Origin of the sequence: Tenacibaculum caenipelagi (assembly GCF_004363005.1) — a bacterium.
GTDB lineage: Bacteria > Bacteroidota > Bacteroidia > Flavobacteriales > Flavobacteriaceae > Polaribacter > Polaribacter caenipelagi.
Map to the genome: position 1 here is coordinate 361,440 of NZ_SNYH01000003.1, position 22,079 is coordinate 383,518.

The window sequence follows — 22,079 nt, forward strand, 5'->3', positions numbered from 1 at the left end:
GTATGAATAAAAATAATAAGATAACACTTTTTGCACATGTACTTATTTGGCTTGTATTAATAAGTATGCCATATATTTTGTCTTATGGTCAAGAACAAAATATTAATAGAATAATAGCCCATTTTTGGGTCCCGATGCTATTCTATGCTATTATCTTTTATATTAATTATTTCTTTTTAATTGATCGATTTTTATTTCAAAAAAACACCTTATTATTTGTACTTATAAACACTTTAATGATTGCTACTTTTATTGCTTTAAAAGAGCAAATAGAAAGTTACTTTTTTTTAAATCTTATTAAAAAACCTACAGATAACAATGGTAAGGCTCCACCTCTAAAAATGATTATTTATGCTCAAATGCTATCTTATTTAGCTCCACTACTATTTTCTATCGCTATTAAAACAACCAAGCGTTGGGTAAAAGCAGAAGCTGAACGTAAAGAAGCTGCTAATTTTAAGTTACAATCAGAATTACAGCATTTACATTATCAATTACAACCGCACTTCTTTTTTAACTCTTTAAATAATATTTATGCATTGGTAGATGTTTTACCTAATCAAGCAAAGACCTCTATTCATAGTTTAGGTAAGTTAATGCGTTATATGCTGTATGAAACTAATGTAGAGTTAGTTGAACTCTCTAAAGAAATAGATTTTCTAGAGAAATATATTGAATTAATGAAACTGAGAGTATCTGATAATATTACTATAAACTATTATTTTCCTTCTGAGAAAACCAACATTAAAATAGCTCCGCTACTTTTTATTTCTTTAATTGAAAATGCTTTTAAACATGGAGTCTCTGCTAACAAAAAAAGTGAGATTACTATGAAAATGAGTCTGGATGCCAAAACAGTTATTTTTAAAATAGAGAATGATAATTTCCCTAAAAAAATGAACGATAAAAGCGGTTCAGGTATTGGCTTACAAAATTTAGAAAAGCGTTTACAGTTATTATATCCAAACCAATATACTTTTGAAACAATACTTAAAAACAATCGTTTTTCTGTATTTTTAAAGATAGAAACTACTTAATTCTTTATGAGTACCTTAAAAATTTCTTGTATTGCTGTTGATGACGAACCTATGGCGCTAAACTTAGTAGAAAGTTATATAGAAAAAACACCTTTCTTAGAGCTTAAAACTAAATGTAGTAACGCCTTAGAAGCTATGAGTTTTATTAAAAACACCCCTGTAGATTTATTGTTTCTAGACATACAAATGCCAGACTTAACAGGTGTAGAATTTTCTAAAATGCTACCTAAAAACACCAGAGTTATTTTTACCACAGCTTTTAATGAATATGCTCTTGAAGGTTTTAAGGTAGAAGCCTTGGATTACTTACTAAAACCTTTTGACTATACCGAGTTTTTAACTGCAGCCAATAAAGCATATCAATGGTTTGAACTCGTAAAAGGACAACAAACTACTCCTGATTTGACTTCTTCTAAAAAAGAATTTTTATTTGTAAAGTCTGAATACAAACAGCTTCGTATTAAACTATCTGATGTATTGTATTTTGAAGGATTAAAAGATTACATTAAAATTTGGTTAAAAAACAACAACACTCCTATCCTAACCTTAATGAACTTAAAGTCTTTGGAGCAAGAGTTACCCAAATCGCAATTTATGCGTGTACATAGATCATTTATAGTAGCTTTAAATAGTATTAATGTAATAGAACGTAGTCAAATAATTATTAATAAGCAACGTATTACGGTTTCAGAACAGTATAAACCCCAATTTTTAGAGTTTATTAATAACAACTCACTTAACTTAAAATAAATTTGTTAGTTATACCACATTTAGAGATATTAAACTATCTACAAAGCTATTTTCAGAGCAACTCACATTATTCTTATCTAAAAATTTGTACTTTTAAAACTTACCATTACGCTAATACTTAAAATACATTAGTATTCATTTAAACTTATACAATGCATAAATACTACGTCCTTTTTTTAACTCTTTTTTTTCTTTCTTGTTCTAATAAAAAACCTTCAGAAACAACAGAATCTAAACAAAGTCTTAGTAACATTTCTCTTGTAATTCTTGGTACTGTTCAAGATGCAGGTTCTCCACAAATTGGTTGTAAAAAAACATGCTGTGATGGTCTATTTGAAACCTCTAATAATGACCGACAGGTTATATCATTAGGTTTAATTGATTCAGAAAATCAAAAAACCTATATGTTTGAAGCTACTCCTAATATTGGAACACAAATGAAAATACTTACCAAATATGAAACAGAAAGTGATAATGAGTTAGCAGACGGTATCTTTTTAACACATGCACACATAGGGCATTATACAGGTTTAATGTATTTAGGAAAGGAAGCTATGAACGCAAAAAATACACCTGTTTATGTCATGCCTAGAATGAAAAAGTTTCTTACCGAAAATGGACCATGGAATCAACTTGTAGAAAGAAAAAATATAATACTTCATGAAATGGAAAGTGAAAAACCAATTAGCTTATCAGAATCTGTTGAAGTAACACCTATTTTAGTTCCGCATAGAGATGAATATTCTGAAACTGTAGGGTATAGAATTAAAGGGCCAAATAAAAGTGCGTTGTTTATTCCAGATATCGATAAATGGGAAAAGTGGGATAAAGATATTATTTCAGAAATAGAAAAGGTAGATTATGCCTTTTTAGATGCGGCTTTTTATAGCGGAAAGGAAATCAATAATCGAGATATCAGTGAAATTCCTCACCCTTTCGTTATTGAAAGTTTTAAAAAGTTTAAAGATTTGAGTGAAAAAGAAAAGAATAAAATTGTTTTTATTCATTTTAACCATACAAACCCATTGCTAAACTCCAATAGTGAAGAAAGCCTGTTAGTGATTGAAAAAGGTTTTAAAGTAGGAAAGATGAGAGATATGTTTAATTTATAACTAAAAAGCTCGAAACTAACTATAAGCCTTAATTACATATTATTATCTCTCAATCAATTTCTAAAATCCTAAAACAATAATATTGTAAAAATCTGCCCATTTTTTGAGCAGATATTACTCAATTAAATCAGGTCTTTTATTTTTTAATCACATCCCATTTCAAGGAAAATAACACAGCTAATACTTCATTTCTGGAATTTCTATCAATCTTATGTGAGTCCAAAACTAATAATATATCATCTATCGCATGTAAAAATTCGGCTTCTGATATATTTAAGCCCTGATGAGCTGAAGGTATATCTCTTCCTTTATATTCTTCTGGACCACCAGTTCCTGAACCAAAAAAATCTTTCACATGTTGTTTGAATTGTTTTAAATACTCTGGATCTTTTGTTAATGGTACAAAAAACTGTTTGATATTGTCATTTTTTAAATGTACTTCAATAATATCATCTACTATTGATGATATTCCCTCTGCACCTCCAAGTTTTTCATAGAGTGTTTTCTCTGCAACTACTGCCACTGACTCTTTAGAAGGTTCTATTTCTTTTTTTACCTCAGTTTTACAAGCAAACAAGGAAAAGACAAATACTAGTAATAATAAATAGTTAGATTTCATTTGGTTAATTATTTAGATTAATACAATTTTCAGAAAAGGTATCAGATGATTTCAAGGTTTATTCTTGAAAACACTGAAAAATCATTTTTCTCATTTAATAAGTATTGGGGATTCTATCGAGACGAAACTCGTAAGCGCATCTATTTAATTTACTGTCTTAAATATAACGATTTGTTTATCAAAACAATAGACTTATGTAAAATTACATTTTTTTTATAAACTTCAACAAGAATTACAATGAAATAATAATTCTACAGAAATAAAGTAATGAATGATACAGTTTATTAATAAAGTTTTATTAATCATCTATTGTTCATTTTTAAATGAATTGTTTGAATAATTATTCATTTTTCTTTGTTGAAAATTAAAAGTTACAACAATGCAAGACATAGAAATTTTACTTGATAACAAGCCAGGTCAATTAGCTCTTATGGGAGAAATACTAGGCAAACACAAAATTAGTTTAGAAGGTGGTGGCGTTTTTGAAAATGGAAATTTCTCTATAGCCCATTTTTTGGTTGAAGAGGCTAACAAAGCTAAAATAGAACTAGAAAAAGTTGGAATAAAAGTTACCAAAATAAGTGATGTAATTATTCAAAAACTTCGACAAGATGTACCTGGTCAATTAGGTTTGTTCTGCAAAGAATTAGCTGAAGCTGATGTTAATATCCTTACACAGTATAGCGACCATGCTAATCAATTAATTATCATCGTAGACAATTACGAAAAAGCAAAAAAAGTATCCGATAAATGGGTGAAAAAATGGTGGAACAGTGATGATTATGTAATATGAAAAAACAACACAACTATTCCGCAACTATAGAATGGACAGGAAACAAAGGAAAAGGTACTTCAAATTACAAAGAATATGAAAGGAGTCATAAGATATCTATTAATAATAAGCCAACCATTTTATGTTCTTCTGACCCAGCCTTTCTTGGTGATAAAACTAAATACAACCCTGAAGAACTTTTACTTGCTTCATTATCTTCTTGCCATATGCTTTGGTATTTGCATTTGTGCTCTGAATCGAATATAATTGTAACTAAATATATAGATAATACTACAGGGATTATGAGTACTAAACCAAATGGTAGTGGGTATTTCTCAGAGGTAAGCTTAAATCCTATTGTTATAGTTTCAGAAAACTCAATGATAGAAAAAGCTAATGAATTACATAAAAAAGCTAATGGACTTTGTTTTATAGCAAATTCTGTGAATTTTAAGGTATTTCACAACCCTAGTTGTTTAATCGAAGTTAAATAGTAAATATTTAGTTCTTCTACTTAAAATAGAGTCAGCATTTTTAAGTAGAAGAACTAAACAAAAGTAGCTACCTCTATTCTAGTCCCTCCATTTCAGCATCATAAAACAATCCTGCTGCTTCTATTAGCCCTTCCATTTCATTCGCTAAATCTTGCTCATTTTCATCAGATAAATCTTCAAACCATTCAATTTCATCATCCTTTAAATTGATTAAAAAACGTGGGTACTCAGTATGCAATACAAAAATATCTTCTGGGTGATTACTATTATCTGCTAATAAAAATTTAGGTAAGTTCATTATGTTTTGTTTTAATCAATTGTAAAGTTAATTTATTAAATCGTATAAAAAGTAAAATTGAAGCTGTAGTTAGTCCTGCTAAGAGCCCTAACCAAATTCCAAAGCTGCTATATGTTTCTTTTGTTCCTAAGAAAAAACTAATAGGAAACCCAACAACCCAATACGATATAAAAGTAATTAATGTAGGTATTTTTACATCTTGTAACCCGCGTAAAGCACCTAACATTACCACTTGTATACTATCGCTAATCTGAAAAATTGCTGCAGCAATTAATAAATTGGCTGCAATTTTCATCACCTCCATATTATCAGTATAATTTTTAGCATCGCTTAAATCAACATATAAATTTGGTAATGATTTGTGAAACACAAAAAAGATAGTTGCAAATATAACTGCCAGTATGGTTCCTAAGAAAAATATAGAAAAAGCTATTCTTCGTAATTCTTTATAATTTTCCAATCCTTTTTGATTTCCTACTCTAATCATAGACGCTACACTTAACCCAGTAGCTACCATAAAAGTCATAGAAGATAAGTTTAGGGCAATTTGATTTGCCGCTTGTGGATTTTTACCTAGCAATCCGCTTAACCAAATTGCCGCTGTAAAAATACCTACTTCAAAAAACATTTGCATCGCACTAGGAGTACCTAAATCGATAATTTTTCGAAGCATTAAAGTATCTAAAACAAAAAATTTAATATTGGTTACCAAACGTTTTGAACGTTCTTTTTTACTCAATAACCACCATAAATATAGCACCATTACAAATCTTGCCAATAGTGTACCATAGGCTGCTCCAACTATTCCTAACTTAGGAAAACCAAACTTTCCATAAATTAACAAGTAATTCAACAAAACATTTAGCACATTGGCTATTAAGGTCGCATACATAGGATAGCGTGTCATTGACATCCCATCACTAAACTGTTTAAATCCTTGAAAAACTATCATAGGAATTAATGAAAAAGCAACCAAATCTAAATAAGGAATTGCCAACTCAACCACTTCAACTGGTTGTTTCATTAAATACATTAAAGGTTTTGAAAAAAACACTAGTAAAAACAGTATAATCCCCATCATTGTACACAAGAAAAGTCCATGTTTAAAAGTAGATTTTGCTTGTTCAAAATTATTTGAAGAATCTGCCTCGGCTATTAAAGGAGTAATTGCTGTAGAAAACCCAATTCCTAACGACATAGCTATAAACATAAAACTATTCCCTAATGAAACGGCTGCTAGTTCTGCTGTTCCAAGTTGTCCAACCATAATATTGTCAATAAAACTTACAAAAGTATGTCCCAGCATTCCCAACATTACTGGTGCAGCAAGTTTTAAGTTATATCTAAACTCCGAAGTATATTGCTGTAAATTCAATTTTTACCTTTTTTTTCAGACCGCGAAGATAACTTTTTTAAAGGTGTGCTACGTTTATCTCCTTCATTTTTTAATTAATTTAACTACCTTTGATTTTTATTAAAACGTATATAAAATGGCTTCAATAACTCTAAAAGGTAACACAATAGAAACAATAGGTAATTTACCTAAAACTGGAACTAAAGCAATTGATTTTTCGTTAGTTGCAACTGATTTATCTGTTAAAAATTTAGGCGACTTTAGCGGTTCTAAATTAATTTTAAATATTTTCCCAAGTGTCGACACAGGTACTTGTGCTACATCTGTTAGAGAATTTAATAAAAAGGCTGCTAACTTAGAAAACACTAAAGTTTTATGTATTTCCAGAGACTTACCTTTTGCTCAAGGTCGTTTTTGTGGCGCTGAAGGTATTGAAAATGTAGTTATGCTGTCTGATTTTGCCGCTGGTCGATTTGGTAAAGACTATGGTTTAGAAATTGTTACAGGGCCTTTAGCAGGTTTACACTCTCGTTCTATTGTTATTATTGATGAAAAAGGTATTGTAACCTATACCGAACAAGTAAGTGAAACTGTAAACGAACCTAACTACGAAGCCGCTTTAAAAGCATTGTAAACATTTATGAAGAATCCTAACGATGGCTATTTAAGAGGTCGTTTACGTAGTATAAAGTTTGCTGTAAAAGGAATGTGGTTATTAATTACCACAGAAGATAGCATAAAAGCGCAACTTACATTTGCTATAGTTGCTACTATCTTCGGATTTTATTTTAAGATCTCTGCAACAGAATGGATGATTCAGACTTTAGCTATTGGTATTGTTTTAGTAGCAGAAGCTTTAAATACGGCTATTGAAAAAATAGCTGATTTTATACATCCTGATTATCATAAAAAAATAGGTTTTATTAAAGATATTGCTGCGGGTGCTCCTGCATTTGCAGCCCTAATATCATTAATTATTGCGGGCATAATTTACCTTCCTAAAATAATAGCTATATTGTAGCGTTCAATTTATTTCTAATAAAAATACATGGCAAAAAAAAAGACAACTGTACAAAAGAAACAACCTAAAAAATCTATTTTCAAAAGGATTTCTTCCTTTTTTTCTAACAGACAAAATCAAACTGTTTTAGGTTTTTTTTTGTTGTTGTTTTCTATATTTTTAACTGTTGCTTTTATTTCTTTTTTCTTTTCATGGCAAGAAGATCAAAGTACTTTATCACAATTTACAGATAAAACAATTCCTACTAAAAATTTATTAGGGAAAATAGGAGCTAAATTAAGCCACTTCTTCGTGTATAGAGGTTTTGGATTGGGTGCTTTTATTATTCCTGTAACCTTATTTTTAACTGGCGCTCGCATTTTATTACAAACCAACTTAAAACGTATAGTTACTTCATGGAACTGGGCTATTTTAATTACGCTTTGGCTGGCTACTTCTCTTGGTTATGTTGAAAAAAAGAATGCGCTTTTATCTGGTATTGTTGGATTTGAATTGAATGAATACTTACAAACTTTTTTAGGAAAAACTGGTTTGGCAATCTTGTTAATATTTTTCTTTATCGCTTATCTAATTATTCGCTTCAGTATTACTCCTGAAGCTATTAGTGAAAAGGTAAAAGTTCATAAAGAAAAAAACAATACTAAGACTACTCTTAATAATCATGCTGATACAAACCGAGATGACACAACAATTATAGAAGATACTCCTCAAGCTCAGGAATTAAAAACTGACAAATCAGATTTTGAATTATCTGTAGAAAATTTACAACCTACAATTTCTAACTATTCTGGGGTCAACAATACTCCTGAGAAAAAAGATAATGACGAAATTTCTCTAGATGTTCACCAAATTAATGAACCTGTTCTTAAAGTTTCAGATCAAACAAAAAACGAAGTAGAAGTTGCTATTGAAAAAATAGCCGAAGAGAAAAGTGTTTCTGAAAACTTATCTGACCAATTAATAAAAGATTTTGGTGAGTTTGACCCAACTTTAGAGTTAGGTAACTTTAAATTCCCAACCTTTAACTTACTTAAAGAATACAACGAAAGTATATCTGTTGATCCGACCGAATTAGAAGCCAATAAAAATCAAATTGTAGAAACTTTAAAAAACTACAAAATTGGTATTGCACAAATTAAAGCAACAGTTGGTCCAACTATTACCTTATATGAAATTGTACCTGAAGCTGGTGTTCGTATTTCAAAAATTAAAAATTTAGAAGATGATATCGCTCTATCTCTTTCAGCATTAGGTATTCGTATCATTGCTCCAATTCCAGGAAAAGGAACTATTGGTATTGAAGTTCCTAACAAAAAGGCCACTATCGTTTCTATGCATTCGGTAATTGCTTCAAAGAAGTTTCAAGAATCCCCTATGCAACTTCCTATTGCTTTGGGAAAAACGATTTCTAACGAAACTTTTGTAATAGATTTAGCGAAAATGCCTCACTTACTAATGGCTGGAGCTACTGGTCAAGGTAAATCGGTTGGATTGAATGCTATTTTAACATCACTTTTATATAAAAAACATCCTGCGGAAGTAAAGTTTGTATTAGTCGACCCTAAAAAAGTAGAATTAACATTATTCAACAAAATAGAGCGTCATTATTTAGCAAAGCTTCCTGATGAATCTGAAGCTATTATTACCGATACCACAAAGGTTGTAAACACTTTAAATTCGTTATGTATTGAAATGGATAATCGTTACGACTTATTGAAAGAAGCAATGGTTCGTAACATTAAAGAATACAATGCAAAATTCAAGGCCCGTAAATTAAATCCTGAAAACGGACACCGCTTTTTACCATACATCGTATTGGTTATTGATGAATTTGCCGATTTAATTATGACTGCTGGTAAAGAAGTAGAAACTCCTATCGCTCGTTTAGCACAATTAGCACGTGCGATTGGTATTCACTTAATTGTGGCGACGCAACGTCCGTCAGTAAACGTAATTACGGGTATTATTAAAGCGAATTTCCCCTCTAGAATTGCTTTTAGAGTAACATCTAAAATTGACTCTAGAACGATTTTAGATGCACCAGGAGCCGATCAATTAATTGGACGTGGAGATTTATTATATTCAGCTGGAAATGATATTACACGTATTCAATGTGCTTTTGTAGACACCCCTGAAGTAGAAAAAATTACTGATTTTATTGGGTCACAGCGTGCCTATCCTGAAGCTTATTTACTACCAGAGTATGTTGGCGAAGAAGGTGGCACAAATCTTGATATTGATATTTCAGACAGAGATAAACTGTTTAAAGAAGCAGCCGAAATTATTGTTACTGCACAACAAGGTTCGGCATCGTTATTGCAACGTAAATTAAAATTAGGGTACAATCGAGCTGGTAGGTTAATAGATCAATTAGAAGCTGCTGGTATTGTTGGGCCTTTTGAAGGTAGTAAAGCGAGACAAGTTTTGGTAACCGATTTAATTGCGTTAGAGCAATTATTAGAAAGTGAACAGAATTAATAATTATAAACTATTCCGAAAGTGGAAATAAGAAAGACGATGAAAAAAATAGGATTATTATTTATTGGATTATGTATTAGCATTAGCGCTATGGGACAATCAAATTCTTCAGAAGCAAAAAAATTGCTTGACGAAGTATCAACTAAAATGGGCGCTTATAAAAATATGGTAATTGGTTTTAACTCTTCATTAGTAAATAAAGCAGCTGGTATTACTAACGATCCTCCTATTAGAGGTGAAATAACTTTATCTGGTGAAAAATACAACCTTGATTATTTAGGAAACACTTTTATTTTCGATGGTAAAAAATTAGTCGTTATTAATAAAGATGAAAAGGAAGTAAGCATCACGAATGGTAATATAGATGAAGAAGATGGATTTATCTACCCTTCGAAATTATTAACTTTTTACAAAGAAGGATATACTTTTACTATGGGAGCTTTAAAGAACAGTAACGGTCGTAAAGTACAATATATAAACTTAACTCCTATAGATAGTAATTCTGATATTGTTAAAGTACAATTAGGTATTGATGCCAAAACAAAACACATTTATAAGCTTACACAAATAGGCTCAAATGGTGCTGAAACTACGTTTACCATCACTAAATTTAAAAGCAATCAACCTATTTCAGAAAAATCATTCTCATTCGATAGAACTAAGTACACAAAACTAGGTTACTATATCGACTAAAAAATTACGCAAAAGTTTTGTTATCGATTTGTATAAAATCCTTAACAAAACTTTTGTGTTTATATGCTACTAACCTACTACCTTTGCTTCTGTGAAAACATTAGACAGATATATATTAAAAAGCTTTTTAATTCCTTTTCTAGCAACCTTCTTTATCATTTTATTTGTGTTGGTAATGCAAGCCTTGTGGTTAGCTTTTGATAATTTTGCAGGTAAAGGAATTAGTGTAGGAATTATTTTAAAATTTCTTTGGTATACCACTCTAATTGTAGCTCCACAAGCGCTACCTATTGGTGTTTTACTATCTTCAATCATGACTCTTGGGAGTTTATCTGAAAACTATGAATTTGCTGCCGCAAAATCTGCGGGTGTTTCCCTACAACGAATGGTGCGTCCAATAGTTTTTTTAGCCATATTTTTGAGTGGTATTAACTTTTTGTTTCTAAACTATGTATATCCTTACGCCATGCTAAAGCAGCTAAATATGAAGGTAAACATAAAAAAGAAACAACCTGCCATAGCTTTAGTTGCTGGTGGTTTTAATACTGAAATCCCTAATTTTCAAATAAAATTTAAAGAAAAATATGGTGAAGACGATAACCTTTTAAAAGAGGTTATGATTTATGATTTATCTTCAAAAAAAGGGAATAATAAAATTATTACTGCCAAAAGAGGTGAAATTCTTTCAGAAGAAGGAAGTAGATACATGACCTTGGTTTTAAAAGATGGACATTATTTTGAACATCATTTAAAAAATGGTGCTTCACTTAAAGAACGAGAAAAAATGCCTGCATCGTATGCTGATTTTGACGAATATACTATCAGTATTGACATTTCTTCTTTTAGCGATGATAACATTGATGACTTGAAGTACACTAAAAACTTCAACATGTTAAGCTTGGCACAGTTAAAAGATACCTTGCCAACAATGAAGCAAAGCTATGACGATTTCATAGCTAGTAGAGCTAAAAACTTATTTTTAAGTATTGATATCGAAGATCTATATCAGTATCCAGATTCATTGGTTAACAATGAACTTTCTTTAAACATTTTAGATAACTTTGATTTAAGAGAAAAGCAGAACATTATATTAACTGCAACTTCTAAATTAGAACGCACTATTAATAACAATAATTCTAACAAAGAAACCTTAAAGAATAAACGAAAATATTTAAACCTATACGATATTGAATTTTACAATAGAGTAGCCTTTTCGCTCTCTTGTTTGTTGCTTTTCTTTATCGGAGCTCCTTTAGGGTCTATCATTAGAAAAGGAGGTATGGGTTTACCTATGATTTTAGCGATTGCTATTTATGTTTTATACTTTTTTTCCAATACATTTGGAAGGAATTTAGCTGAAGAAAGCTCACTAACTGCCATTACAGGATCTTGGTTAAGTGTGTTTTTAATGTTACCTTTGGCTATAACTTTAACCGTAAGAGCAGCTAAGGATAAAGGACTTTTTGATATTAATAGTTTTTTAGCCCCGATAAAAAACTCTATAAAAAATTTATTCTCTAAGAAAGAGAAAACAACAGAATAATGACAACACAAACACCAACAAACATTCATTTAAATACAATTGAAGAAGCTATAGAAGACATCAAAAACGGTAAAGTTATTATTGTCGTTGATGATGAAGATCGTGAAAACGAAGGAGATTTTGTTGCAGCTGCGGAAAAAATCACTCCAGAAATGATCAACTTTATGGCTACACACGGTAGAGGACTAATTTGTACTCCTCTTACCGAAACTCGCTGTAAAGAACTAGAATTAGGAATGATGGTAAGTAACAATACCGATCCTATGGAAACAGCTTTTACTGTATCGGTTGACTTACGAGGAAATGGAGTAACCACTGGTATTTCAGCATTGGATAGAGCTAAAACCATTCAAGCTTTAATAAACCCAGACACCAAACCTTTTGATTTAGCTAGACCAGGACATATCTTTCCTTTAAAAGCAAAAAATGGTGGTGTTTTAAGAAGAACAGGGCATACTGAAGCTGCTATCGATTTTGCTCGTTTAGCAGGATTACAACCAGCAGGAGTTATCGTTGAGATAATGAATGAAGATGGCACCATGGCTCGTTTACCCCAGCTTATTGAAGTTGCTCAAAAGTTCGATTTAAAGATTGTTTCTATTGAAGATTTAGTAGCTTACCGTATGGAGCACGATTCTTTAATTGAAAAGAAAGAAGACTTTAACGTTCAAACACGCTTTGGTGATTTCCGTTTACGTGCTTACCAACAAACTACTAACAATCAAATTCACATTGCTTTAACCAAAGGTACGTGGAGCAAAAACGAACCTATCTTAACTCGTGTAAACTCTACTTTGGTAAACAATGATATTTTAGGAACTCTTACCAACAATGCTGATAAAAAGTTAGATCAAATGTTTAAAGTGATTAATGATGAAGGTAGAGGTGCTATCCTATTCATTAATCAGCAAATGCAAGCTTTAAACTTATTGAATAGACTTCGTATTTTAAAAGAAAACCAAGCTAAAGGAGAAATGAAAGCTCCGAATGTGGTAATGGACAATAAAGATTTTGGTATTGGTGCCCAAATTTTACACGATTTACACATTCATAAACTACGCTTAGTTTCTAACACCAAGCAAACCAAACGTGTAGGTATGATTGGTTATGGATTAGAAATTGTTGATTACGTAAACTACTAATCCAAAAACAATATAAAACTAAAAATCCCGAGTTAACTAACTCGGGACTTTTGTATGCTATATTAAACTTCTTCTACTCTCTATTTTATTTTTTATATTTGGCTCCCCCCTACTTACCCTAACAAAAAAGAGAGTATTAGTAATTTTTTGATGTACATAGACCATTATCTAAACACTCCAAAAGAGTTTATGCATTATTTTCTAGAACTGACTCTCTATGAGCAAGTCCCCATGCAACCATAGAATCTAAGACCTGTATTATTTTTCTACCAGATTCAGTAAGTTCATATTCTATTAAAACTGGTTGACTATCATAAACTTTTCTTTTTACAACACTATTCACCTCCAAATCTTTTAATTCCTTAGATAACATTCTTGGAGTAATCTTATCAATACTTTGCTGAATGTCCTTAAATCGTTTATTACCATACAACAAAGCTGCAATTATGGGCATTTTCCATTTACCGCTCAATACATTTAATGTATCATTAATAGCTAAGACATAACTTGTAGGACACTTCTTTACCTCTGGGTAGGTTTGAATCAATTCAAATTTCATAAAATCTATATTACTATACTTTTGTATACTAGTATTTTTTAGTACTTAACTATACTTTAGATACCAAATATACTAATTTTGTGTAAACAATTTAAATATATCAAATATGATTTTAATAACAGGAGCCACAGGAGGATATGGCAATAGTACCATTCATGCATTATTAAATAAAGGAATACCTGCTTCAAACATTGCTGCATTGGTAAGAAATAAAGAAAAAGCTTCAGACTTAAAAAGCAAGGGTATTGAACTAAGAATTGGAGATTATTCTGATTACAACTCTTTAGTCAAAGCATTTCAAGGAATAGACAAATTACTATTCGTCTCAGGAAACGATATTAAAGCAAGAGAAAACCAACACAAAAAGGTTATAAAAGCAGCTATAGAGGCTAATATCAATCATGTGGTTTATACTTCTTTTATCAGAAATACAAGTGTAGAAGATTCTGCAATAGGATTTTTACAAGACTCACATGCGAAAACCGAAAAATGGCTAAAAGAAAGCAGCCTGAATTACACCACACTTCAAAATGCTTCCTATTTCGAAAATATTCCAATGTTTATAGGAGAAAATGTTTTAGATACTGGTGTTATATCTTTACCCGCTAAAGAAGGAAAATCTAATTCAGTTTTAAGAGATGAATTGGCTGAAGTTACAGCACATATTTTAGTTTCAGAAGGTCATAATAATAAAATATATTCGCTAACAAATCCAGAGGCTTTTAGCTATAAAGATGTGGCAGAAATATTGACAAAAATATCAGAAAAAGAAATTATTTATCAATCACCTAAAGCAGAGGATTATCAAGAAACATTAAAACAATATGGAGTTCCTGAAGAATACATTGAATTGTTAACCGCCTTCTCTTTAGCTCAAGTCAAAGGAGAATTAGAATTATCTGACAATAGTTTAGAAACCTTACTCAATAGAAAACCTACAACTATAAAAGAATATTTGAGTAACGTATTTAACTAAAATGAATCGTAAAGATTTCATAAAGCTTGCTGGGATAAGCACATTATCAATACCTATGATATCATCATTTTCAAAATTAGAACAATTAACACAGTCACTTCAATAATACAGAAAAAATGCCTGTTTTATTTCTAGGACATGGTTCTCCTATGAATGGAATTGAGGATAATGAATTTGTTCAAGGTTTTAAAAAACAACGAAGAAGTTTAGAAAAACCCAATGCAATTATAGTCGTTTCTGCTCATTGGGAAACCAAAGGAACATTTGTTACTGCAATGGAGCAACCAAGAACTATTCATGATTTTGGTGGATTTCCTAAAGCACTTTTTGAAGTGCAATATCCTGCTCCTGGTCACCCTCAACTTGCAGAACAAATAACAAAAATTATTGAACCTGCTGAATCAGTTCATCTTGATTATAAATGGGGGCTTGATCATGGTTCATGGACTGTTGTTAAACATCTTTTTCCTGAAGCTGATGTGCCAGTTATTCAATTAAGTTTAGATTATAATAGAACACCTGCCGAACATTATGCACTAGCAAAGCAGTTAACTACACTAAGACACAAAGGGGTTCTAATTATAGGTAGCGGGAATATGGTTCATAATCTAAGAGAAATTTCTTTTAGTAAAATCCATACGAATTTTGGTTTTGATTGGGCTATAGAAGCCAATCAAAAAATGAAGGATTGGATTTTAAAAAATGATCATCAATCGTTAATTGACTTTAGAAAACACGGAAAAGCTTTTGACTTAGCAATTCCAACAGCAGAACATTACCTCCCTTTGCTCTATTCTTTAGCATTAAAAGATGACACTGATGAAGTTTCTTTATTCAATGACCAAGAGGTAGGCGGGTCTTTAACAATGACTAGTGTTCGGATAGGTTAAAACAACACGTAAACGTAGTTTATAAATAAAAATAATATAAAAATCCCGAGTTAGCGAACTCGGGATTTTTTATATTTGAAAGAATTAAATTGTTATGGATAAATTAATCAAAAAGAAAACATTATTTCGAGTAATCATAACCCTAGCTATAATTTTAATTACACAATTAAAAATTATAGAATACTATGGGGAACTTTCTAGTTGTTTAATTCTTATACTTTTAATATTTGACCTTTTTGAAAAAAATCATTCAAACCATTTAAAACCTGAATTGGTATATTACTCTTCTTGGGTTATAATTGGGCTATCAACTTTTTCAATTCGAGGAAGCTATATAGGTCCATATACTTCTATCTTTTTAATATTTGTAATAAAATTAACCACTTTAGTATTCTATTATTTAAAATACAAAAGTCTACTTGTAACAAGAACATTATTATCAAAGTTTTGTTTAGTGACTATAGCTCTTTATTTCATTGAATTATTATCTAATTCGACTCATGGGTTTAGTCACATTACATTATTTTGGACAAAAATAGCTTCAATAGAACTTTTTATAATTTTAATAATTAAAAAGAAAAGAATTAAATATCAATTATTCTTTTTGGATTTTTTATGGAAAAAATGAGTAAAACTGAATATGATTTAGAGAAAATATCAAACACTTTCACAAGAATTTTGAAAGAGTTTAAAGAATTAGAGTATGAAAAAAACCTGACCTCTATAAATCATAAATTGTTTGATTTCAGAACTTCATATCTTGCCCCAACCTATCATTTAAATCGATTTGATAAAGCAACAGAAGAATATTTTAAAATAGACTTACCAAATACTTTTAGTAAAGGAGTTATCGATGAGAATGATATGAATTTATTAGCTATAAAACTTCATTTAGAATTCAATGCAGTACTTTACTCAATCAAAATGTCTTTGGATAGAATTGTATTTTTCATGTCAAAATTCTATAAAGGAATTACACCTCACAATACTTTTGGAAGGATTAATGACAATGGAAAGCCCAGATCAATGATGGCAGAAGTAGTTAGATTAAAAGACTCTGATAAAATAATGGAATTGATATTTAAAAATTATAGCGAATGGATATCCAATGCTATTAAACCTCGAGATACAATAACGCATTATGAAAATTTGACATTAAGCTTTTTACAATTAGACAATTCGAAATTCGCCCCTGTATTTAGTCATAGAGAAAAACAAATTGAAAGTCTTGGGAGAGAAGAACTAAAAAAATATATAGATAAATGGTATATCTTTATCAATAAACTTTTTGAATTAATATTGATCGAAAAAATAAAAACTACCAACAACAACACATAACCTTAATTACAATAAATTTAACTACGTCCGAATTCACTCGAAATTACCAAAGAGACACCTTTAACCCTGTTAACCTTTTTTACTCCAGAGGAATACAAATATCTACAATACATTTTCCTTCTGGATGTTCTTGCGGATTGTTATGATATATTTCAAACGGATCTATCGCTGCTTTTTGATAACCGTGTTCACTCATCCACACAAAACTGGTTTCCCAAGCTTGTTGAAACTCGTCAAAACCAATTTCAAACCTAGAAACAATACATTTTGTCGTTGGTAAAACTTTTGTATTCACCTCCCCGTCTGTAGCTACTTCACCATTCAACGTCATACAAGCACTCATACGTATATAATCTGGGTCTGTAATTTTAGGGCTGTCATGATAAATCGTAATCATTTTTAAGTCTGGTTGATTCATCAATCCTTTAGGAGTTGCCCAACGCATTAATCTAGTATATGCATCTCCTATTAAGTCCATTTTTCCTTGATGGCTTATGTATGCTAGGTTCATTTCAGGAACCATTTTAACTTCTGTTTTAGCATTCATTTTAATCCAATTTAAAGCATTTTGTATGTTACAAATGTATTCTTCAAATCGAATTTCAACTTGACCGTTCTTGCTTTCCTCTTTACAAATCTTGCTAAATTTATTAGGACTCTCTTTTTTAAACTCAACAGGACTCAATCCGTAAAACTTTTTAAAAGCTCTTGAAAATGATGACAAACTGGTAAACCCAACTATTTCTGCTACTTCTGTAATTGTTTTTTCCTGTTGATGTAACAGAAACGAAGCCGCTTTTTCTACTCTTTTTCTTGTGATAAAATCATTTACCGTTTCTTTAGTTACTGCTTTAAAAAGTCTGTGAAAGTGGAACGGGGAAAAATAAGCTTCTTTTGCTATTTCTTCTAAAACAAGTTTGGTATTTAAATTTTCTTCAATAAAAGAAATCGCTTTACTTATTCTAGTTACAATCGTTGAGGGTATTTTTGTTGAAGACTTCATCTTTTACTTTTTATTTCTAAACATAGCTTTTTAGCAAACTCCTTATCTCTATATAGTTCGTGGGTCCCTTTTGGAATTATATGATAGTCAACTTTCATTTTCTCAAACCAACTAACATCAGGTTTGTAAGCATCCCCTTCTCCATAATATAGCGTTACTTTGTTTAGCGGTTTTTCTTTTTCGTAACGTAGTCTTGTTGCTGAAACCGCATAAAAACTTGCAATCTTTAAACCTGCTAAACTAGCTTTCCAACCAATAGTACCTCCTATGCTAAATGCCAAAATTACCACTTCTTCTTTTTCTAAACTCAATAAATTTTCAACAGCTTCCTCTACTCCACTTTCTATAAATAAACGGTGTCTCTCATGTTCTGTTATATCAAAATCTGGAATGCCAGCCAATTCACAACTACTGTAAAATACTACTTCAAAATCCTCCGATAAATTTTCAACATAGGTCGAAACCCAATCTGCATTCTCCTTTCCCCATAAATCAGATAAAATAAGTAATCTTTGTTTCATAAGCTGTTTTTTTGAAGGTAATAAAAAAATATTCCTCCCATAAAATACAATACGACATCTATGATATCAGCGGTGTATCTTGGATGAAATTTAGGCAGAACATATTCAAAAATAATTGCATAAAAACAGCATAAATAAAGAATTGCTCCAATAGAAATTTGGTAATTAGCATCATTTCTACTCCATCGTAAAACATACAAACTGACTATTAATACTATGGGGATGATTAAAAAATCATTCACATAGTTATTCACAATTACTGGAAGTTTAATCGCTAATTTTTGTGCAAGATAAATAAGGCTACCTGTAGCTAATGAAAATACAAAATAATATGGAAGTACTCTTTTATGCATACAATTCTAACCCGCAGCAACCATCGCTACAAACCAAGCTATTAAAGCTCCTATAGCACTTATTAATAAATATGCAGAATACAAAACCCAACCTACAATTCGAAACAGCCAAACTGGATGCTTTTTTAATCGTTCTGCTAAATTAGGATTCTCAATATCATATTTTACTTTTTTGAGTTCTTCTTCTTTGTAAGCTACTACTTTTTGCTCTTGTTTCTTTTCAAAAGAAATGAGTGTATCACAGTCTTTGCAATAATCTCTATTCGTATTAAAAACCCCGCAACTTGGGCACTTAATATTTTTAGTAATTACCATTTTCTTGTTCTTTAAAACTGTATTTATTTTTCTTTTTATAAGGACGAATAATCAATCTTGTTTCTCTATCAAAACGAATGTAATTATATACCCAATTCATAAATACAATTACTTTATTTCTAAAGCCTATTAATGAAAATAAATGCACAAACATCCACACAAACCAAGCAAATACTCCTTGAAATTTCCACTTAGGCAAATCTACCACGGCTTTGTTTCTTCCTATAGTTGCCATTGCTCCTTTGTCTTTATACTTAAAAGGTTTTAGTTTTTTACCCTTCAGCTTTGCTAGAATGTTTTTTCCTAACAATCGACCTTGTTGAATGGCTGGCTGCGCCATCATAGGATGTCCTCTTTCATAATCTTTGGTTTGCATACATGCTACATCGCCTATGGCATATATGTTATCGTAGCCAACTACTTTGTTATACTCATCTACTTTAAATCGATTAGCTCTTTCTATCACACATCCTTGGTTTAAACCTTTAACAGCATCTCCTTTTACACCTGCTGCCCAAATAACAGTTTGCGCTTTAAAATGGTCTTCCCCATCTGTTCTAACAGTTTCTCCATCATAATCTACTACACGTAAGTCCTTCCATATATCGACTCCTAATTTTCTTAAAAACTCTTCTGACTTTCTTGAAGAAGCCTCGCTCATCCCTTTTAGTAGTTCTCCTGAACTTTGAATCAAGTTAATTTTCATTTGTCGGATATCTAAATCCGGATAATCTTTAGGAAGTATTGCTTTTTTCATTTCTGCCAATGCTCCTGCCAATTCTACTCCAGTTGGCCCACCTCCTACAATAACAAAATTCATCAATGCTAAACGCTCTTCTAAATCGGTTACCAACAGTGCATCTTCAAAGTTTTCTAACACCAAACTACGAATATTCAATGCTTGTGGAACCGATTTCATTTCCATAGCATACTTTTGAATATTTGTATTTCCAAAAAAATTCGTGGTAGATCCCGTAGCAATAATTAACTCATCATATTCTAAATTTCCAATGGTTGTCTCTACGATATTCCTTTCCGCATTAATATTGGTAACTTTTGCCAATCTGAAATAAAAATTTTCAATATCATTAAATCTCTTTCGTAAAGGAAATGCAATACTATCGGGTTCTAAACCTCCAGTTGCCACTTGATATAATAAGGGTTGAAAAGTATGGTAATTATGTTTATCTATTAAAACAACCTGTAATTCTTGATTTTCTAATGCTCTTGCAGCTGCTAATCCTGCGAATCCTCCTCCTATAATTACAACTCTAGGAAAACTCGTTTGAGGTATGTTCATTATGTATTAGGGTTTTATATCCAATTAGCAAATTTAATTAAAAGTGAAGGGAGTTTCTTAAAATTTATTTTCTAGTTTTACGTTAAATTCTACAAACCAAACCGAGAAAAATATGTTGAGTTTTTTTAAAAAAAAGAAAGTAAAAGATTTAGTGATTAAGTGTGATACAGATATTATTCACATAGATGACAAACCTCTTACATTTCCAACTAGCTATGATGCCTTAACTCAAATTTTAGGTAGCCCTAGCAGAGAACTTAAAAAAAGCAACAACTACATTATTTGGGATCAATATGGTATTTTTTGTGGGTGTACGGATAATGATAATATTTTATCTATCAACATTTATCAAAACAAAAAAGATAAAAGCGAGTACAATACTAAACAACAGTTTAAAGGAAAACTTTTTTTAAACGACGATGAAATCACCAATACTGAATTCGGTAAAATCCCATTAGGCAAAGTCGCTATTCACAGATTAGGTAGTGAAAATGAAATTCGATTTGGCTTTAGTATTGGCGTTAATAGAGATTATAGAGAGTTATAATTCTAATTTTATTTGTTGTAAGCTTTTATTTGTATGTATTAATTGATCAACTAATAGCTTTCTTAACACTTCAATATCTTCATCAAAATAACGAGCCCATTTGTACTCTTTAAATAACGATTGAATTTGTTTTAAACGTTGATGTGCAAGTTCTGAGGTCATTAAAAAATGAGCTTCTTCAGAATTGTGTTGAATTCTTTTAATACTCACCTTATGCTCTGCATAGTCAGCTTCTAAATAAAACACCTTATCAGTACTATTTAACGGATAAAAGTCTGACCAATTTGCATATCCTACATAATAGTTCTGATTCTTATATTGGTCTATCCCTTGAATTTTCCAACGGCAATTAGCGACTCTTCCCCAGTGATTCGAATAACGAAAAACACCATTTTCAGTATAATAATAGTAGCTTCCTGATTTACTTTGAAAATGCGCTTTCATCTCTTCAAAAAAATTGAGGTTTTGCATTTCAAATTCACAATACGTGCTTCTGTAAAAATTGAATTTATGATATGTCATTTAATTTCCAAAGGCTGTTAGTACTACTTTTCTTCTTCCTCCATAATTTCTGTGCTCTCCTAAGTATACTCCTTGCCAAGTTCCTAAATTAAGCTTCCCTTTGGTAATTGGAATTTGCACCTGACATCCTAACATAGAACTTTTAAGATGTGCTGGCATATCATCGGTACCTTCATAATCGTGCTTATAATACGGCATGTTTTCAGGAATCATTTTGTTAATGTGTGACTCGAAATCCATTCGCACAGTTGGGTCTGCATTCTCATTAATTGTCAAACTAGCAGAAGTATGTTTTATAAACACCTGTAGCTGCCCTATTTTGATTGTAGTAAACTCCGGAAAAGCTTCTAACAAGATATCGGTAATTAAATGATACCCTCTATTAAACGCAGGTAATTGAATTTCTTTTTGGTAAAATTTCATATTGGAAAAGTAAAAAAGC

General features: G+C 30.9%; 26 protein-coding genes. 15 read left to right on the forward strand and 11 right to left on the reverse strand.

Annotation, left to right across the window (positions count from 1 at the left end; genetic code table 11):
- Window positions 1–2: 2 nt before the first annotated feature.
- From DFQ07_RS08255 to DFQ07_RS08265, 3 genes are all read left to right on the forward strand, one after another.
- Window positions 3–1,037, forward strand: coding sequence for a sensor histidine kinase (locus DFQ07_RS08255; protein ID WP_133535819.1), 1,035 nt, complete (start codon window positions 3–5; stop codon window positions 1,035–1,037).
- Between the two features lie 6 nt (window positions 1,038–1,043).
- Complete coding sequence (locus tag DFQ07_RS08260) at window positions 1,044–1,787, forward strand: LytR/AlgR family response regulator transcription factor (protein ID WP_133535820.1); 744 nt, start codon at window positions 1,044–1,046, stop codon at window positions 1,785–1,787.
- Between the two features lie 152 nt (window positions 1,788–1,939).
- Window positions 1,940–2,899 (forward strand): MBL fold metallo-hydrolase, encoded by a 960-nt coding sequence (locus tag DFQ07_RS08265; protein ID WP_133535821.1) that lies wholly within the window; start codon window positions 1,940–1,942, stop codon window positions 2,897–2,899.
- A 136-nt stretch (window positions 2,900–3,035) separates the two neighbouring features.
- Here DFQ07_RS08265 and DFQ07_RS08270 read toward each other — a convergent pair whose 3' ends face one another.
- Entirely contained in the window at window positions 3,036–3,518 is a 483-nt protein-coding gene (locus DFQ07_RS08270; RefSeq protein WP_133535822.1) for a group I truncated hemoglobin, read from the reverse strand.
- 379 nt (window positions 3,519–3,897) lie between these two features.
- Between DFQ07_RS08270 and DFQ07_RS08275 the strand changes: the two genes are divergently transcribed.
- A complete protein-coding gene (locus DFQ07_RS08275) occupies window positions 3,898–4,311 on the forward strand; it encodes an amino acid-binding ACT domain-containing protein (RefSeq protein WP_133535823.1) in 414 nt (137 codons plus the stop codon).
- The gene (locus DFQ07_RS08280; protein WP_133535824.1) at window positions 4,308–4,784 is read left to right on the forward strand and encodes an OsmC family protein; all 477 of its coding nucleotides are present in this window, start codon (window positions 4,308–4,310) and stop codon (window positions 4,782–4,784) included. Before DFQ07_RS08275 ends, DFQ07_RS08280 begins: the two co-directional genes overlap by 4 nt.
- 73 nt (window positions 4,785–4,857) lie before the next feature.
- On the opposite strand, the gene DFQ07_RS08285 is transcribed toward DFQ07_RS08280, so the two are convergent.
- Both DFQ07_RS08285 and DFQ07_RS08290 read right to left on the reverse strand, forming a co-directional pair.
- Window positions 4,858–5,082: a hypothetical protein gene (locus DFQ07_RS08285; protein ID WP_133535825.1), complete on the reverse strand. Its 225-nt coding sequence runs from the start codon at window positions 5,080–5,082 to the stop codon at window positions 4,858–4,860.
- Window positions 5,069–6,457 carry an MATE family efflux transporter gene (locus DFQ07_RS08290; RefSeq protein WP_133535826.1) on the reverse strand — a complete coding sequence of 463 codons (1,389 nt, stop codon included), beginning with the start codon at window positions 6,455–6,457 and terminating at the stop codon, window positions 5,069–5,071. Before DFQ07_RS08290 ends, DFQ07_RS08285 begins: the two co-directional genes overlap by 14 nt.
- A gap of 115 nt (window positions 6,458–6,572) precedes the next feature.
- On the opposite strand from DFQ07_RS08290, the gene tpx reads away from it, so the two are divergent.
- The 6 genes from tpx (at window position 6,573) to ribB (ending at window position 13,313) form a co-directional block, all read left to right on the forward strand.
- On the forward strand, window positions 6,573–7,070 hold the full coding sequence (gene tpx / locus DFQ07_RS08295) for a thiol peroxidase (RefSeq protein ID WP_133535827.1): 498 nt from the start codon (window positions 6,573–6,575) through the stop codon (window positions 7,068–7,070).
- A 6-nt stretch (window positions 7,071–7,076) separates the two neighbouring features.
- Window positions 7,077–7,457 (forward strand): diacylglycerol kinase family protein, encoded by a 381-nt coding sequence (locus tag DFQ07_RS08300; RefSeq protein WP_133535828.1) that lies wholly within the window; start codon window positions 7,077–7,079, stop codon window positions 7,455–7,457.
- 27 nt (window positions 7,458–7,484) lie between these two features.
- On the forward strand, window positions 7,485–9,935 hold the full coding sequence (locus DFQ07_RS08305) for an FtsK/SpoIIIE family DNA translocase (RefSeq protein ID WP_133535829.1): 2,451 nt from the start codon (window positions 7,485–7,487) through the stop codon (window positions 9,933–9,935).
- Between the two features lie 39 nt (window positions 9,936–9,974).
- A complete protein-coding gene (locus DFQ07_RS08310) occupies window positions 9,975–10,628 on the forward strand; it encodes a LolA family protein (RefSeq protein WP_133535830.1) in 654 nt (217 codons plus the stop codon).
- A 91-nt stretch (window positions 10,629–10,719) separates the two neighbouring features.
- Window positions 10,720–12,171 (forward strand): LptF/LptG family permease, encoded by a 1,452-nt coding sequence (locus DFQ07_RS08315; RefSeq protein WP_133535831.1) that lies wholly within the window; start codon window positions 10,720–10,722, stop codon window positions 12,169–12,171.
- Window positions 12,171–13,313 carry a 3,4-dihydroxy-2-butanone-4-phosphate synthase gene (gene ribB, locus DFQ07_RS08320; protein WP_133535832.1) on the forward strand — a complete coding sequence of 381 codons (1,143 nt, stop codon included), beginning with the start codon at window positions 12,171–12,173 and terminating at the stop codon, window positions 13,311–13,313. The genes DFQ07_RS08315 and ribB overlap by 1 nt, the downstream gene beginning before the upstream one ends.
- A 187-nt stretch (window positions 13,314–13,500) precedes the next feature.
- Here ribB and DFQ07_RS08325 read toward each other — a convergent pair whose 3' ends face one another.
- Window positions 13,501–13,860, reverse strand: coding sequence for a winged helix-turn-helix transcriptional regulator (locus DFQ07_RS08325; RefSeq protein WP_243743950.1), 360 nt, complete (start codon window positions 13,858–13,860; stop codon window positions 13,501–13,503).
- A gap of 118 nt (window positions 13,861–13,978) precedes the next feature.
- Between DFQ07_RS08325 and DFQ07_RS08330 the strand changes: the two genes are divergently transcribed.
- The 3 genes from DFQ07_RS08330 (at window position 13,979) to DFQ07_RS08340 (ending at window position 17,076) form a co-directional block, all read left to right on the forward strand.
- Window positions 13,979–14,848, forward strand: coding sequence for an SDR family oxidoreductase (locus tag DFQ07_RS08330; RefSeq protein ID WP_133535834.1), 870 nt, complete (start codon window positions 13,979–13,981; stop codon window positions 14,846–14,848).
- Between the two features lie 116 nt (window positions 14,849–14,964).
- Complete coding sequence (ygiD, locus tag DFQ07_RS08335; protein WP_133535835.1) at window positions 14,965–15,738, forward strand: 4,5-DOPA-extradiol-dioxygenase; 774 nt, start codon at window positions 14,965–14,967, stop codon at window positions 15,736–15,738.
- Between the two features lie 624 nt (window positions 15,739–16,362).
- Window positions 16,363–17,076, forward strand: coding sequence for a hypothetical protein (locus tag DFQ07_RS08340; RefSeq protein ID WP_133535836.1), 714 nt, complete (start codon window positions 16,363–16,365; stop codon window positions 17,074–17,076).
- Window positions 17,077–17,155: 79 nt separating this feature from the next.
- Here the strand turns inward: DFQ07_RS08340 and DFQ07_RS08345 are convergent, their stop codons facing one another.
- Genes DFQ07_RS08345 through DFQ07_RS08365 form a run of 5 tightly spaced genes read right to left on the reverse strand, consistent with a single transcriptional unit; the run spans window position 17,156 to window position 20,568 of the window.
- Entirely contained in the window at window positions 17,156–18,079 is a 924-nt protein-coding gene (locus DFQ07_RS08345; RefSeq protein ID WP_133535837.1) for an AraC family transcriptional regulator, read from the reverse strand.
- Window positions 18,076–18,600 carry an alpha/beta hydrolase gene (locus DFQ07_RS08350; protein WP_133535838.1) on the reverse strand — a complete coding sequence of 175 codons (525 nt, stop codon included), beginning with the start codon at window positions 18,598–18,600 and terminating at the stop codon, window positions 18,076–18,078. Before DFQ07_RS08350 ends, DFQ07_RS08345 begins: the two co-directional genes overlap by 4 nt.
- On the reverse strand, window positions 18,597–18,953 hold the full coding sequence (locus DFQ07_RS08355) for a hypothetical protein (protein WP_133535839.1): 357 nt from the start codon (window positions 18,951–18,953) through the stop codon (window positions 18,597–18,599). Before DFQ07_RS08355 ends, DFQ07_RS08350 begins: the two co-directional genes overlap by 4 nt.
- A 6-nt stretch (window positions 18,954–18,959) precedes the next feature.
- The gene (locus tag DFQ07_RS08360; RefSeq protein WP_133535840.1) at window positions 18,960–19,268 is read right to left on the reverse strand and encodes a hypothetical protein; all 309 of its coding nucleotides are present in this window, start codon (window positions 19,266–19,268) and stop codon (window positions 18,960–18,962) included.
- Window positions 19,255–20,568 carry an NAD(P)/FAD-dependent oxidoreductase gene (locus DFQ07_RS08365; RefSeq protein WP_133535841.1) on the reverse strand — a complete coding sequence of 438 codons (1,314 nt, stop codon included), beginning with the start codon at window positions 20,566–20,568 and terminating at the stop codon, window positions 19,255–19,257. Before DFQ07_RS08365 ends, DFQ07_RS08360 begins: the two co-directional genes overlap by 14 nt.
- 112 nt (window positions 20,569–20,680) lie before the next feature.
- On the opposite strand from DFQ07_RS08365, the gene DFQ07_RS08370 reads away from it, so the two are divergent.
- Complete coding sequence (locus DFQ07_RS08370; RefSeq protein WP_133535842.1) at window positions 20,681–21,115, forward strand: DUF7738 domain-containing protein; 435 nt, start codon at window positions 20,681–20,683, stop codon at window positions 21,113–21,115.
- On the opposite strand, the gene DFQ07_RS08375 is transcribed toward DFQ07_RS08370, so the two are convergent.
- Complete coding sequence (locus DFQ07_RS08375) at window positions 21,110–21,637, reverse strand: hypothetical protein (RefSeq protein ID WP_133535843.1); 528 nt, start codon at window positions 21,635–21,637, stop codon at window positions 21,110–21,112. The genes DFQ07_RS08370 and DFQ07_RS08375 overlap by 6 nt on opposite strands.
- The gene (locus DFQ07_RS08380; RefSeq protein WP_133535844.1) at window positions 21,638–22,060 is read right to left on the reverse strand and encodes a secondary thiamine-phosphate synthase enzyme YjbQ; all 423 of its coding nucleotides are present in this window, start codon (window positions 22,058–22,060) and stop codon (window positions 21,638–21,640) included.
- Window positions 22,061–22,079 lie beyond the last annotated feature (19 nt).